Genomic DNA, 13,712 nt, shown 5'->3' with positions numbered 1-13,712 from the left:
CGATGATGTTTCGTCGAGCCACCATGCGCGTGCTGTTGCTGTTGTGCGTGATGTACCTCATCACTTATGTCGACCGCGTCAACGTGAGTACCGCAGCCAGCGCATTCGGCGCCGAGTTGCATCTCACGCACATACAGATCGGCCTAGTATTTTCCGCATTCGCTTACCCCTATCTCCTTTTCCAAATCATCGGGGGCTGGGTCGGCGACCGCTTCGGTCCGCGCCGCACGCTCGCGGTCTGCGGCATCGTCTGGGCCGGTGCGACGATCCTGACGGGTATGGCCACGGGGTTCGCGTCGATGATCGCCGCGCGACTGCTGCTCGGCCTCGGCGAAGGCGCGACGTTCCCGACCGCCACGCGTGCCATGTCGAACTGGATGCCGAGCGGACAGCGCGGCTTCGCGCAAGGCATCACGCACGCCGCCTCGCGCATCGGCAACGCAGTTGCCCCGCCGTTGATCGTCTGGCTCATGGTGTCGACGAGCTGGCGCGGCGCATTCATCATTACCGGCATCGGCAGCTTGATCTGGGCGCTCATCTGGGTCTGGTATTTCCGTGACGATCCGCGCGATCACCCGCGCATCACCGATACCGAATGCGGCCAGCTCGCCGCCTATTCCGGCAGCAAAGCACGCGTGCGGGCGCCATGGCGCTTGCTGTTCGCGCGCATGAGTCCAGTCACGGCTGTCTACTTCTGCTACGGGTGGGTTCTCTGGCTGTTTCTGAGTTGGCTCCCGCAGTACTTCTTGCACAACTACCACTTGCGGCTCGGTCAATCGGCGCTGTTCGCTTCGGGCGTGTTTTTCGCCGGTGTACTCGGCGACTGGCTCGGGGGCTCGGTCACCGATGCACTCCTGCGCAGGAGCGGCAACGTGCGCATGGCGCGCAACGTCATGGTGGGCGTCTGCATGTTGCTTACACTGATTTCCCTCGCCCCGATCCTTCTGATGTCGAACATCTCGATTACGGTCGCGGCGCTCTGCCTCAGCGCCGGCTTCTTCTTCAACGAGATGACGATCGGTCCGATGTGGGCCGTGCCGATGGACATCGCGCCGCAACACTCGGGCATCGCCAGCGGCATCATGAACTGCGGCTCGGCGCTGGCCGCCATCGTGAGCCCCGTCATCGGCGGCTGGCTCATCGACAAGACCGGCAATTGGAATCTGCCCTTCATCGTATCGATGGCGCTGATGGCGATCGGCATCGTGCTGTCGTTCACGATGTCGCCCGATCGTCCGCTCGGCACGGATGACGGCGGCACCAAAGCGTCGGGAATCGGCAACTTCGTTTGAGTCGCGCCGCCCCGGCAGCGTAGCTGCTTTACATTTTGGCGCCCCGAATTATTTCGGGGCTTTTTATTTACCGATTCCGAACAATTGATTCCTTACAAGAACCACAATTTTTCGATGACCCGTAGCACCAATTGCTCGCATTCGCATTGAAATCTCAGCGTCATCTTCCACATATTGGAATTCAGTACTTTTTTTACGCGTTAACCATTAAGTTTCGAGTTGCGCTGCCGATCAGCTTATAACCGCCTCCGCGGTCGATCCGCTCAGCAACGCGCCCGCCGCGAGTGCCTTCATTGCACTCGGACGACGGCCTATGAGGAACCAGTCATGTTGAAGAAGTTGTCGATTAGGGCATCGCTTACCTATTTTGTCGTCTTTGTGGCCATTGTGCTGCTCATCGGCGCGGCGGGCGGCCTGCTTTCGCTGCGTGCGAGCAATGATTCGCTCGAGCAGATGTATCAAGTCGATACGCCCGCAGTAGCCGATTTGGAAGGGAGCGCAGAGCAATTACTGCGCTTGCGGCTGGCGTTGGCGACTTATTCGTCTCTGACGGAATTGAACGATGCGACCGGCGCCGCCGCCGTATTGACGCGTTTCGATAGCTATTTGAAGCAATCGAATAAGTTGCTATCGCATTACGTCAGCATCGCGGGCGACGACGAAGACGGCAAGCGCCTGCTCGATCAGATGAACGACAAGCGCGATGCGTTCTTGCATCAAGGCGTCGAACCGGCGATGGCTGCGCTTAAAGCCGGCGACAAGAATACGTTCTTGGAATTGCAATCGCACAAATTGCCCTCGCTCTACAACGGCTATGAAAAAGCAATGCAGGCGCTCGAGAAATTGCATCTCACGCATGGCGAGGAGCGCTATAACGACGCCGAGCAACGCTTTACCTACGTCGCCGGTGGCGTAGCGATCGGCATGGCATTCGCCCTTGTGATGTCGTGGCTCGCGCGCGTGATGCTGATGCGTGCGATCGTGCGCCCTGTCGACGACGCGATCGAGCAGTTCGAGCGCATCGCCGCGGGCGACCTCACCCGGCGCGTGGAAGTGACAAGCGGCAATGAGATGGGCCGGCTCTCAGCGGCGTTGCGCAAGATGCAAGAGGCATTGATCGCCACGGTCGAGGGTGTACGCCGAGGCACGGTGGCGATCGACACAGGCGTCAGCGAAATCGCGGCAGGCAACGCCGACTTGTCGCAGCGCACCGAGGAGCAAGCCGCGTCGCTGCAAGAAACGGCGGCGAGCATGGAGCAGCTCACGTCGACGGTCAAGCAGACGACCGATAACGTCAAGCACGCGAGTTCGCTCGCTCAGGGTGCGTCGGGCCTTGCGACGCAAGGTGGCGATCTGAACCGGGAGGTGGTCGATACGATGCAGCGGATCGTCGGCGATTCGCGTCGCATCGGGGAGATCGTGGGCGTCATCGAGGGGATTGCATTCCAGACGAACATTCTCGCGTTGAACGCCGCGGTGGAAGCGGCGCGCGCGGGCGAGCAAGGGCGCGGCTTCGCGGTCGTGGCGGGCGAGGTACGGTCGCTTGCACAGCGCAGCGCGGCGGCGGCCAAGGAGATCAAGGATCTGATCGACGAATCGACGGTGCGCATCGAGTCGGGCGCTCACCTTGTCGAGCGCTCGGGCACGACGATGACGGAGATTGTGGATTCGATTGCGCGCGTGAGCTCGATCATGAGCGAGATCGCGTCGGCCGCCGACGAGCAAAGCACGGGCATCGACCAAGTCAATCGCGCCGTGACGCAGATGGATCAGGTGACGCAGCAAAACGCCGCGCTCGTCGAACAGGCCGCCGCCGCGGCGGGATCGCTTGAGGAGCAGGCTCGGAGGTTGTCGGAGGCGGTGGGGGTGTTTCGGGTTGCGGGGTGAGCGGAACGCACCGATAGGTGGATCGGGCATTCGAAGGGGTGCCCGGTTAACGAATTAACGACTGGGGCCTACGCCGCCTCGGTAGGCGCGTTCCCGGACGGGAATGCGGAAACACAATTTGGCGCGCTTGGCTCCCCGCCCGCGCCCTCTCATCACCGGGTCATGCCGCAAGCGCACGGGTGACGCTGCACCTCACCACACTGAGCCCGGTCGCCGCATAGCCGCGGCCAGCGGACCTCGCGCACCCCGGAATGTTCAAATGAACATTCCGGGTCGTCATTCGAATGAAACCTAGCCCCGATATCTTGCGTGCAGCGCCGACTCCCGCATCGAGTCCGCGCATCGTTTTTTGTTTTCGCGCTAACCGGATCGGGCTCATGACTCTCTCGACGCGGCAGGAAAGAATCGCCACGCTGTTTCGTCAGCAAGGCGAAATGACGATCGACTCGCTCGCCAGCCATTTCCGCCTAGCACCGCAAACCATACGCCGCGACATCAACGTGCTCTGCGACATGAACGTGCTTCGTCGCACACATGGCGGCGCACGGCTCATCACGCAGGGCGCGAATCAGCCGTACGAGCTGCGCCGCGTGCGCAATCTGAACGGAAAGGCGCGAATCGGCGCCGCCGCCGCGAAACTGATTCCGGACGGCAGCACCGTGTTGCTCGGTATCGGCACGACACCAGAGCAGGTAGCGCTGGCCCTGCTGGCCCGTCAGCGACTCACCGTCGTCACGAACAACTTTCGCGCGGCGCTCGCACTCGCCGCACAGCCGGGCCATCGCGTGATCGTACCCGGCGGCGAGTTACGGCGGCAGAATCCCGAGATCCTCGGCTCGTCGGCGGATGCACTCTTTCGCGAATACCGCGCGGACTTCGGCATCTATGGCGTCGGCGGCATCGACGAGGACGGCACGCTGCTCGACTATGACCGCCAGGAGGCCGCCTCGCGCGAGGCGCTGCTTTGCAGTTGCCGGATGGGCATCCTCGTTGCGGATACATGGAAGTTCAGCCGGCGCCCGTCGGTTCGACACGACAACCTCCTGATGCAACACACGCTGATAACGGACGACGAGCCGCCCACCGGCGTGCGAGAGCTGATCGGCGATCGCGTTCGACTCATCGTTGCGAATGAAGAGGCGGAGTCCGTCCATGTCGAGCGTTGATCGCCTCGCTATGTCTGATGTGGCGGTGAGCCTGCGCGGCATCGTGAAATCCTGGCATGCTCAGCCTGTGCTGCATGGGATCGATCTCGATATCGGCCGCGGCGAGTTCGTCGCGCTGCTGGGCCCCTCCGGTTGCGGCAAGACGACGCTGCTTCGGATCGTGGCCGGCCTCGAACAGCCCGACGGCGGCACCGTCGCAATCGACGGGCGCGACATGCGCGATGTCCCGCCGGATGGCCGCAAGCTCTCAATGGTGTTCCAGTCGTATGCGCTCTTTCCTCATCTGAGCGTCGCGGAAAACATCGCATTCGGACTGCGCGTGCGGCGTGTGCCTCGCGACGAGCGCGATCGCCGCGTGCGCGAGGCGCTTGCGACCACTGGCCTCGTCGGGCTCGAAGCCCGCAAGCCGGCCGCGCTCTCGGGTGGCCAGCGCCAGCGCGTTGCGCTTGCCCGCGCCATCGTGGCAGGTCACTCGCTTTGCCTCATGGACGAACCGCTCTCGAACCTCGATGCAAAGCTGCGTAACGCGGTTCGCCTGGAGATTCGCGAATTGCAGCAGCGCCTCGGCCTCACGGTTCTCTACGTCACGCATGACCAGACCGAAGCCATGGGAATGGCCGACCGCATCGTGCTCATGCAAAGCGGACGCATCGAGCAGGCCGGCACCCCCGAGTCGATCTATCGGGAACCCGCCAACACGTTCGTCGCCGGCTTCGTCGGCATGCCGCCGATGGTGCTGATTCCCGAAGCGGACGTTCCCGCTGCCCTGCGTCAACCGACCGGCACCCGAGGCCCATTGCTCTACGGCGTGCGCCCCGAAGATTTCCAGTTGGTACCGCCTTCGTCCAACAGCCTTCGCGCCACGGTGCTCCGCATCGAATTCCAGGGCTCGGACTCGTATGTCTATGTCGAAACCGAACAGCGTCTGCGGTTCGTGGTCTGCATCAGTGCGCGCGGACGCGACACGTCGCTCCGCGAGGGCAGTGTGACCGGCCTGTCGTGGCGGCTGCATTCGCAGCACCTGTTCGACAAGCACAGCGGCCAAAGACTGCCCGAGACGACATGCGCCAGCCACGCACCCGCCGCGCACCCTCTCCATCGCTCACTTGTTACTGTCCGACCGGGAACCTGATCATGCTCAAACGAACCCTGCTCAACGCGCTCTTCGGTGCGCTTTGCCTTTCCGCCGGGGGTGCGGCGCACGCGGAAACGCACTTGACGATGTACTACCCCATCGCCGTGGGCGGTCCGTTGACGCAGGTGATGGACGGCCTGATCGGCGAGTATCGCGCAGCGCATTCCGACGTGGACATCAAGGCCGTCTATGCGGGCAACTACGATCAGACGCGCACTCGAGCCGTGTCGGCCGCTCAAAGCGGCCAAGGCGCCCAGATCGCGGTACTGGGCGCGCTCGATACTCACGACCTCATCGACCACAAACTCATCACGCCGATGGACACCATAGCCGGTGTCGACAAGGCGTGGCTCGCGAGCTTCTACCCGGCGCTGCTCGCGAACAGCGCGATCGACGGGCATCAATGGGGCGTGCCGTTTCAGCGTTCGACGATCGTCATGTACTACAACAAGGCGATGTTCCGGGAAGCCGGCCTCGATCCGGATACGCCTCCGAAGACGTGGAAGGCGCTCGTCGCCACAGCAGCGAAGTTGACGACCCCGCAGCACTACGGCCTCATGATTCCGTCGACGGGCTACCCCTACTGGATGTTCCAGGCACTCGCTATCCAGAATGGCGCGAGCCTCGTCAGTGCCGACGGCCTGCGCACCACGTTTAACAGCCCCGCCGCCGTCGCCGCGCTCGACTACTGGGTATCGCTCGCGCGCGACGCGCATGTAAGCCCGCCCGGAATGATCGACTGGAGCACGCTGCGCGAGCAATTCGTACAGGGCAAGACCGCAATCATGTGGCACACGACGGGCAACCTGTCCGCAGTGAAGGCCGAAGCGAAGTTCGACTTCGGCGTCGCGATGTTGCCGGCGAATCGGCAGCCGGGCTCGCCGACCGGCGGCGGCAATTTCTATCTGTTCAATGGCGCGAGTGCCGACGAGCAACGCGCAGCACTCGATTTCATCCATTGGATGACCGCTCCTGAACAGGCCGCGCGCTGGTCGATCGCGACGGGCTACGTCGGCACGAGCGAATCCGCCTACCGGACACCGGCGCTGTCGCAGTACGGCAAGTCATTCCCGCAGGCGTTAGTCGCGCACGATCAGTTGCAAGTCGCTATCCCGGAGTTGTCGTCGCATGATTCGGCGCGCGTGCGCGAAGCGCTGAACAACGCGTTGCAGGCCGCGCTCTCGGGAACGCAAACGCCGCAGGCGGCGCTCGATCGCGCACAGGCGACGGCAGAACGCCTGCTCTCGGCCTATCGCTGATCGTTTGTACACTCGCACACGCAGACACGTCAGCATGAACCGCCCAACCCACCGCCTCGCGCAACCCTGGATTGCCGCTGCGCTGCTCGCGCCGGCGCTGATCCTGCTTACCGTCTTCGCGTTCGTACCCACGGCGGCAACGCTATGGGACAGCTTCTTTCGCGAAGCGATGCCGACGCGGTCGCCGCGCTTCGTCGGGTTGGGCGTGTATCGATCCGTGATCGCCGACCCTGTGTTTTGGCAGGTCGCGCGCAATAACCTCATTTACGCGGCATCGACGATCACCCTGTCCACGGCGATCGCATTCGGAATGGCGCTTTGGGCAAACGCGAAGCTCCCTGGACGCGCGCTCGTGCGGCTTGCTTACTTCACGCCGACCGTGCTGCCGATGATCGCGGCGGCGAATCTGTGGCTCTACTTCTATACGCCCGACATCGGTGTATTCGATCGCATCGGCAGCTGGTTCGGCGCAGGGCGCATCAACTGGCTGGGTGAGCCGGGGACCGCGCTGTGGGCAGTCATCGTCGTCGCTGTTTGGAAAGAGGCCGGATTTTTCATGATCTTTTATCTTGCCGCGCTACAGTCGATTCCGGCCGATCTACGCGAGGCCGCGCGGATCGAGGGCGCGGGACGCCTCACATGCGTGCGGCGCGTCGTCTGGCCGCTATTGATGCCGACCACGATATTCATCGCCGTCAATGCGCTCATCAATTCGGTCAGCCTGATCGACCATCTGTTCATCTTGACGAGAGGCGGTCCCGACAACGCGTCGAAGCTGCTGCTCTACTGGGTGTGGGAAAACGCGTTCACCTACTTCGATCAGGCAAGCGCGGCAGCCCTCACCGTCATCATCCTACTCGTGCTCGCGGTGGCCGCGATCGCGCAGATGCGATGGGCCGAACGACGGACGCACTATCAATGAATACGAGCACATCGCCGGCATCGCGCGAACGACATCCTTTGCCCGCCGCTCGTCATCGAGGCTGGTGTCTACATCGGCGTGCGGCCGCGTTCGGACGCGCGTCGTTGGCTGCCGTCTCGCTCGATGCAATGGGCGCCTGGATACTCGCGCTCGCCTGGATCGCACCGCTTGCGTTCGCCGTTTGGGCTTCACTACACCCGCCGGGCAGTGCCTTGCACGCCACCGGCCCCCTCACGCTCGCGAACTTCGCTGCCGCGTGGCGCGCGGCCCCTTGGCTGCGGTATCTGCTCAATACGACGCTACTTACCGGCACGATCCTGATCGGCCAGCTTCTCGTCTGCACGCTCGCCGCCTTTGCATTCGCCCGGCTACGCTTGCCGGGCAAACACCTGCTCTTCGGTGTCGTTCTCATGCAGCTATTCGTCCTGCCCGAAGTGCTGCTCGTCGAGAATTACCGGACCGTTACGCGACTCGGGCTGTTCGACTCCGTCATTGGCACTGCGCTGCCGTACGTCGCCAGCGCCTTCGGCATCTTCCTGTTGCGGCAGGCGTTCCGGCAGGTGCCGCGAGAGCTGGATGAAGCGGCGCGCGTCGAAGGCTGCGGCTGGCTCGGTGTGCTCTGGCACGTCTACGTGCCGGCCGCGCGCCCGGTCTATCTGGCCTACGCACTCGTATCCGTGGCATCGCATTGGAACAACTTTCTCTGGCCGCTTGTCGTGACCAATTCCGCCCGAACGCGGCCCGTCACGGTCGGGCTATCGCTGTTCGGCGCACCCGAGAACGGCGTGGACATTGCCGTAATCAGCGCCGGCACACTGATCGCAATCGCTCCGCTCCTTACCGGTTTTTTGATCTTTCAGCGTCAGTTCGTAGACGCTTTCCTGCGCTCGGGGATTCGCTAAACGCAACGAACAAGGCTAACGGGAAGAGCCGTTGGCCGAACCGCATCGCGTCCAGGCGCGATGCCGTAATTCACCCGCTTCATCGCAAAGCCGATGTCGAACGACGTCTTCGACCGATAGGTAATTAGTAGTACTAACTTATGAAAATCATTCAGCTATCCGATCTGCACATTACCGCGCCCGGGCAGACGCTGTTCGGTGCGGATCCCTCCGACCATCTGGCGCGTTGCATCGCGTCGATCAATCGCGACCATGCGGACGCCGACCTTTGCGTCGTAACCGGCGATCTGACACACGACGGTGCCGCCGCGGCCTACGCGGAACTAGCGACGTGTCTGTCGTCGCTGCGCGTTCCTGTTCGCTTGCTGGTGGGCAACCATGACGACCGTGCCGCGTTTCGGGATGCGTTCCCGCATACGCCCGTCGACGAGAATGGTTTCATTCAATCGATTCATGATTGCGCAGCCGGTCGGCTGATCTTCCTCGACACGCTGCAACCGGGTACAGCCGAGGGACGGCTCTGCGAGGCGCGTCTCGATTGGCTACGCGATGCGCTGGCAGGAGCGGAGGGCCGCGACGCCTACGTCTTTTCGCACCACCCCGCGTTCGACATTGCGCTGCCGTCGATGGATTGGATTCGGCTGGCGGAGTTCGCTTCGCTGCACGAAATCGTCGCACGTTCGGGCAATGTGCGCCATCTATTCTCGGGCCACGTTCACCGCCCTTCGGCCGGCACCTGGCACGGCATTCCGTTTTCGACGACGCGCGGGACGAATCACCAGCATGCTCTCGAATTCGGTCATACAGGACCCGCGACGACCGTGATGGAGCCACCCGGTTGCACCGTGATCTTCATTCGCGAAAGCGGCGTCGTCGTTCATTTTCACGATCTGCTCGATGCGTCGCGGCGATATCCCTATCCGTTGACCCAGTGATCCCCGCTCACCGAGGACGCCGCCATTCGCGTCAGCGTTCCCTCAACTCGCTAGTCGTTCCATTCATATCGATAAGGATGATGACTCGATGAATCCCCCGTATTTGAGACCTTCTTCGTATCCCTATCGAGCGACGCGCGCGCGCTGGCGGCTAGCAATGCTGCTTGGCGTGCTGCTCGTACCCGGCGCGGGCCATCTGGCCCACGGCCAGGCTCCCGTCTCCGTGCAGCCGCGGATCGACGCGCCCGCACATCCGCTCATCGTCGCGCATCGCGGCGGCACCGCCGACACGCCTGAAAACACGATCGCGGCTTTTCGCAACGCGCTTGCCAATGGCGCGGACGCGCTGTGGATGACCGTTCAGGTCACGCGCGACGGCGTGCCCGTCATGTACCGCCCGGCCGACCTTGCTGCGCTGACGGACGGCAACGGCCCCGTCGGAACGCTCGACTACGCGGCTGTTTCACGCCTGAATGCCGGCTACGCATTCAAGCGAACCGACGCCTCAGGACAGATCGAATACCCGTATCGCGCCCACCCCTTGCCGATTCCAACGTTGCGTGAGGCGCTCCAGGCCGTCCCGCCGAACGTGCCGATCATGCTCGACATGAAACAGACGCCCGTCGCGCCCCTCGTTGAGGCCGTGGCGAGGGTGCTCGACGAGGCGCATGCGTGGCCGCGCGTGCGCCTGTATTCGACCGACGCCGATGCCACGGCACTAATGAGCCGCTATCCGCAAGCCCGGTTGTTCGAATCGCGCGATGCGACGCGACAGCGCCTCGTGCAGTTGGCGTTCAACGAACGCTGCGACACGCCGCCCGCTCCCGGCACCTGGGTTGGCATCGAGTTTCATCGGCAAGTCGAGGTCGTCGAGCATTACACGCTCGGCGCGGGCATCTCGAAGGTCGACGCGCATTGGTGGACGCAGGCCGCGGTTCGATGCTTCAAGTCCCGCGGCGACGTGAAAGTGGTCGCGTTCGGTATCGAGACGCCTAGTGACTATGAGCGCGCGACAGCGCTAGGCATTGACGCCGTGATGACCGATTCGCCCCATGACCTGCGCGCCGCGCTCACCGCAGCGCCGCAGGTGCCGACCGGGCCGCATGCCTCCGACGAATAAACCGCAGCGCTCAACCACCGCACTACTTAGATCGTAAGAGACCACCATGAAAAGCAAGACCGTTTTGCGCGTCCGTTTCTCCATGCTCGCCGCGGGCGCGGCACTGGCTTTCGTCACGTCGCAGGCGCAGGCCGAATCCAGCGTGACGCTCTACGGGGTCGTCGATGCCGGCCTCGGCTACGTCAGCAACGCGGCCACCGCGACCTCGGCGGGCAAGGCCGGCAAGCCCGCCGTGCTCACCGGCCACGATGCATATGGCCTGTATAGCGGCACCTGGACGGGCAGCCGCTGGGGCCTGCTGGGCGAAGAGGATCTCGGCCAGGGGCTCTCTGCGATTTTCCGCCTTGAAAACGGCTTCTCGGTCGCGAACGGCACACTGGGCCAAGGTTCACGGATGTTCGGACGTCACGCCTACGTGGGGCTGAAAGACAAGACGTACGGCACGCTCACGCTCGGGCGCCAGTACGATCCACTGATCGATCTGGTCGGTTCGGTGGGGGGCACGGCAATCATGAGCGGCGTGGCTGCAACGCCGGGAGACGTCGACAACCTCGACCACAGCTCACGTGTGAACAACGCGATCAAGTACAGGTCGCCCACCTTTGGCGGTTGGACGGGCGAGGCGCTCTACGCACTCGGCGGCGTCGCGGGTAGCTTCACGCAACAAGGCTCGCTCGGCTTGGGCGTTCAGTACAAAGGCGGTCCGCTGACCTGGGGCATTGCCTACGCAAATGCACGCAACGATGGCTCGACGGTGGGTGCGTGGACCGGATCGTCTGATTCCGCATTCGGCTCTTCGATCAACGCAGGCTACGCAAGCGCGAAGTCGCGTTCGATCATCGCGACCTCGGCGACCTACCGGATCGGCGCAACGACACTTGGCGCTCAGTACAGCCACACCGAGTACACGCCGGGTTCGTTCTCGCAGTTCGCAAAGACCATCAAGTTCGATAGCGGCGCCGTACTGGCGATGTATCAATGGACGCCGACCCTGCGTACCGGAATTTCGTACGGCTATACGCATGCGAATGCGCCGGCTGCAAACGCCTCGCCGGCAACGTATCACCAGGGCAACCTTGCCGCGTTCTACACGCTCTCGAAGCGAACGGAACTGTATGCTCTCGTCGGTTATCAACGTGCAAGCGGCAATACGCTTGATGCCTATGGGAACGTGATCGCTGCGACTGCCTCTGTTGGCGATGCGGGAAACGGACTGTCGTCGTCGTCACGCAGCCAGACGCTTATGCGCCTCGGAATGAGCCACTCGTTCTGATTTGATGCCCGGTCGCCGTGGAACTGACGGTCGAGTTCATCGGTACTTGCCTTGACCGCTTCGTACGGGTTGCGTCTGGACCATTCTCGATTCCGCCGCTTTGTCCGCCGCGCGGCGCACGAGGTGGGGTTTCCGACGGCGGCCGAAATGAAAATAGGCCCTTGGCGTTCGCCTGAGGGCCTTGATTTCGCCAGGTGTCATCGGCCTGGAATCACGTCGAATTTTGGCGCGCCCGGCTGGGATCGAACCAGCAACCCCTGCCTTCGGTGTTTTATCTACGAGAACAGCATGGTATATCCCACTGACATATGCCGATATAGCATTGCACTTGGATATACGCTTGACATATACGGAGGAGTCGATCGTGGAGCGAGGTGCCATCTTCAAAAGCAACCGCAGCCAGGCGGTGCGCCTGCCCAAGTCCGTGGCGCTCCCTGACGATGTGAAGCGGGTCGATGTGGTGGCCATCGGCCGCACGCGCATACTCACGCCCGCTGGGGAATCGTGGGATAGCTGGTTTGATGGTGAAGAAGTGAGCGCAGACTTCATGGCCGAGCGCGACCAACCGGGCGATCAGGAGCGCGAGGGTTTGTGATGCTCAAGTACATGCTCGATACGAAATTTTGCATCTTCACCATCAAGAACAAGCCCCACAAGGTTCGCGACGCGTTCAATCGCCATCACAGCCAGCTCTGTATCAGCACGATCACCTTGATGGAATTGATCTACGGCGCGGAAAAGTCCGCGTCGCCGGAGAAAAATCTGGCTGTCGTCGAAGGTTTTGCGGCCCGGCTGGATGTCTTGGCATATCACCACGAGGCTGCCATGCATAGCGGCCAACTCAGAGCCGAGTTGCAAAAGATCGGCAAACCGATTGGCCCCTATGACCAGATGATTGCCGGTCATGCCCGATCGCAGGGCATGATCCTGGTGACAAATAACGTTCGGGAATTCGAGCGAGTGCCCGGCTTACGCGTTGAAGACTGGGTCCACACTGATCGGTAAACGCGGTCCCGAATGGGAATGGTGGCAGCATAGTTGGCGCGCCCGGCTGGGATCGAACCAGCAACCCCTGCCTTCGGAGGGCAGTATTCCGGTCCGGCAATTCTTCGCGTGCTTAAAAAAGTAGCAGCACACGCGTTGCGCGCAGTACTTGGCGAGCAATCAACCGGTAGCATTCGGCTCCCCATTGCCAACCGCGCCTCCGCCGGAGCGGTAGCCCTGTCCATCCGTCGACGTGGCTTACCGTCCGATAAATGCGTGCCATAGACGCCCCCGCCTAGCTACTCGTTTCTTCCGTCGGCCGACCGTGTTTAGCGTGCCGTCAAGCCGCTTTGCTCCCCTTATAGGGCAACTGCAACTCCTCAACGTCGTACGTGAAGTCCAGAATTAGCTGGATCGGTTCCTGCTCCGAGTGCTTCGCGTTATAAACATCTACGTCCGTCTGAAGTTGAAAGCAGTCCCCTACAATCTGCTGCCGCCGCTGAGCAAACGACCGAACAAAGTGGCTGCGAGGCGCACGATCGTCGTCGATGTCGGCCCAAAGCGACAAGTTCTTGTCACCCCGCTTCCCCCGCACCGCATGCTTAGCCCGATAGCGTTGTCCAAGCTCGTCAGTCCTGTACTCTTCGCGCCACACTTGCGCAATGTCAGCAGCAATCGCATCAATGACTGTCCGGACATTTGGCTTGTACAAACCATTCTTATAGGCCCAGGCTGCAACTTCGTGCGAGTCCAATAGCCCATCGCCACCGACTTCGCGTTGATAGCGCTCCAGAAATGCTTTTACCTGATTTGCGTACGCTGACATCGCCGCTCCGA

General features: G+C 62.4%; 13 protein-coding genes. 12 read left to right on the top strand and 1 reads right to left on the bottom strand.

The window, feature by feature from the left end; translation table 11 throughout:
- Nucleotides 1-2 precede the first annotated feature (2 nt).
- The 12 genes from AB1286_RS12055 to vapC all read left to right on the top strand — a co-directional run bounded on the left by AB1286_RS12055 (nt 3) and on the right by vapC (nt 12,896).
- Nucleotides 3-1,292, top strand: a complete 1,290-nt coding sequence (locus tag AB1286_RS12055; protein ID WP_430363500.1) for an MFS transporter — start codon at nt 3-5, stop codon at nt 1,290-1,292.
- A gap of 327 nt (nt 1,293-1,619) precedes the next feature.
- Nucleotides 1,620-3,179, top strand: a complete 1,560-nt coding sequence (locus AB1286_RS12050; protein ID WP_430363499.1) for a methyl-accepting chemotaxis protein — start codon at nt 1,620-1,622, stop codon at nt 3,177-3,179.
- Between the two features lie 377 nt (nt 3,180-3,556).
- Complete coding sequence (locus AB1286_RS12045; RefSeq protein WP_430363498.1) at nt 3,557-4,345, top strand: DeoR/GlpR family DNA-binding transcription regulator; 789 nt, start codon at nt 3,557-3,559, stop codon at nt 4,343-4,345.
- Entirely contained in the window at nt 4,332-5,477 is a 1,146-nt protein-coding gene (locus AB1286_RS12040) for an ABC transporter ATP-binding protein (protein ID WP_430363497.1), read from the top strand. The genes AB1286_RS12045 and AB1286_RS12040 overlap by 14 nt, the downstream gene beginning before the upstream one ends.
- A gap of 2 nt (nt 5,478-5,479) precedes the next feature.
- The gene (locus AB1286_RS12035; RefSeq protein WP_430363496.1) at nt 5,480-6,739 is read left to right on the top strand and encodes an ABC transporter substrate-binding protein; all 1,260 of its coding nucleotides are present in this window, start codon (nt 5,480-5,482) and stop codon (nt 6,737-6,739) included.
- Between the two features lie 34 nt (nt 6,740-6,773).
- Nucleotides 6,774-7,661 carry a carbohydrate ABC transporter permease gene (locus AB1286_RS12030; protein WP_430363495.1) on the top strand — a complete coding sequence of 296 codons (888 nt, stop codon included), beginning with the start codon at nt 6,774-6,776 and terminating at the stop codon, nt 7,659-7,661.
- Between the two features lie 128 nt (nt 7,662-7,789).
- A complete protein-coding gene (locus tag AB1286_RS12025) occupies nt 7,790-8,563 on the top strand; it encodes a carbohydrate ABC transporter permease (protein ID WP_430365047.1) in 774 nt (257 codons plus the stop codon).
- A gap of 140 nt (nt 8,564-8,703) precedes the next feature.
- Complete coding sequence (locus AB1286_RS12020) at nt 8,704-9,498, top strand: phosphodiesterase (RefSeq protein WP_430363494.1); 795 nt, start codon at nt 8,704-8,706, stop codon at nt 9,496-9,498.
- A gap of 88 nt (nt 9,499-9,586) precedes the next feature.
- Entirely contained in the window at nt 9,587-10,618 is a 1,032-nt protein-coding gene (locus tag AB1286_RS12015) for a glycerophosphodiester phosphodiesterase family protein (protein WP_430363493.1), read from the top strand.
- An 82-nt stretch (nt 10,619-10,700) separates the two neighbouring features.
- Entirely contained in the window at nt 10,701-11,891 is a 1,191-nt protein-coding gene (locus tag AB1286_RS12010) for a porin (RefSeq protein WP_430365046.1), read from the top strand.
- A 379-nt stretch (nt 11,892-12,270) separates the two neighbouring features.
- Nucleotides 12,271-12,486, top strand: a complete 216-nt coding sequence (gene vapB, locus AB1286_RS12005) for a type II toxin-antitoxin system VapB family antitoxin (RefSeq protein WP_430365045.1) — start codon at nt 12,271-12,273, stop codon at nt 12,484-12,486.
- Nucleotides 12,486-12,896: a type II toxin-antitoxin system tRNA(fMet)-specific endonuclease VapC gene (vapC, locus tag AB1286_RS12000; protein ID WP_430363492.1), complete on the top strand. Its 411-nt coding sequence runs from the start codon at nt 12,486-12,488 to the stop codon at nt 12,894-12,896. Before vapB ends, vapC begins: the two co-directional genes overlap by 1 nt.
- A gap of 319 nt (nt 12,897-13,215) precedes the next feature.
- Here the strand turns inward: vapC and AB1286_RS11995 are convergent, their stop codons facing one another.
- The gene (locus tag AB1286_RS11995; RefSeq protein ID WP_430363491.1) at nt 13,216-13,701 is read right to left on the bottom strand and encodes a hypothetical protein; all 486 of its coding nucleotides are present in this window, start codon (nt 13,699-13,701) and stop codon (nt 13,216-13,218) included.
- Nucleotides 13,702-13,712 lie beyond the last annotated feature (11 nt).

The sequence above is a fragment of the Trinickia sp. NRRL B-1857 genome (assembly GCF_050470685.1).
In the GTDB taxonomy this organism is placed as follows: domain Bacteria; phylum Pseudomonadota; class Gammaproteobacteria; order Burkholderiales; family Burkholderiaceae; genus Trinickia.
The sequence above is the reverse complement of the archived record's forward strand: the minus strand, read 5'-3'. Positions and strand labels throughout refer to the sequence as shown.

What these genes read in the sequence shown, in the direction of transcription:
- AB1286_RS12055 (WP_430363500.1), top strand. Translation starts at nt 3, where the DNA reads ATGATGTTTCGTCGAGCCACCATGCGCGTGCTGTTGCTGTTGTGCGTG.
- AB1286_RS12050 (WP_430363499.1), top strand. Translation starts at nt 1,620, where the DNA reads ATGTTGAAGAAGTTGTCGATTAGGGCATCGCTTACCTATTTTGTCGTC.
- AB1286_RS12045 (WP_430363498.1), top strand. Translation starts at nt 3,557, where the DNA reads ATGACTCTCTCGACGCGGCAGGAAAGAATCGCCACGCTGTTTCGTCAG.
- AB1286_RS12040 (WP_430363497.1), top strand. Translation starts at nt 4,332, where the DNA reads ATGTCGAGCGTTGATCGCCTCGCTATGTCTGATGTGGCGGTGAGCCTG.
- AB1286_RS12035 (WP_430363496.1), top strand. Translation starts at nt 5,480, where the DNA reads ATGCTCAAACGAACCCTGCTCAACGCGCTCTTCGGTGCGCTTTGCCTT.
- AB1286_RS12030 (WP_430363495.1), top strand. Translation starts at nt 6,774, where the DNA reads ATGAACCGCCCAACCCACCGCCTCGCGCAACCCTGGATTGCCGCTGCG.
- AB1286_RS12025 (WP_430365047.1), top strand. Translation starts at nt 7,790, where the DNA reads ATGGGCGCCTGGATACTCGCGCTCGCCTGGATCGCACCGCTTGCGTTC.
- AB1286_RS12020 (WP_430363494.1), top strand. Translation starts at nt 8,704, where the DNA reads ATGAAAATCATTCAGCTATCCGATCTGCACATTACCGCGCCCGGGCAG.
- AB1286_RS12015 (WP_430363493.1), top strand. Translation starts at nt 9,587, where the DNA reads ATGAATCCCCCGTATTTGAGACCTTCTTCGTATCCCTATCGAGCGACG.
- AB1286_RS12010 (WP_430365046.1), top strand. Translation starts at nt 10,701, where the DNA reads ATGCTCGCCGCGGGCGCGGCACTGGCTTTCGTCACGTCGCAGGCGCAG.
- vapC (WP_430363492.1), top strand. Translation starts at nt 12,486, where the DNA reads ATGCTCAAGTACATGCTCGATACGAAATTTTGCATCTTCACCATCAAG.
- AB1286_RS11995 (WP_430363491.1), bottom strand. Translation starts at nt 13,701, where the DNA reads ATGTCAGCGTACGCAAATCAGGTAAAAGCATTTCTGGAGCGCTATCAA.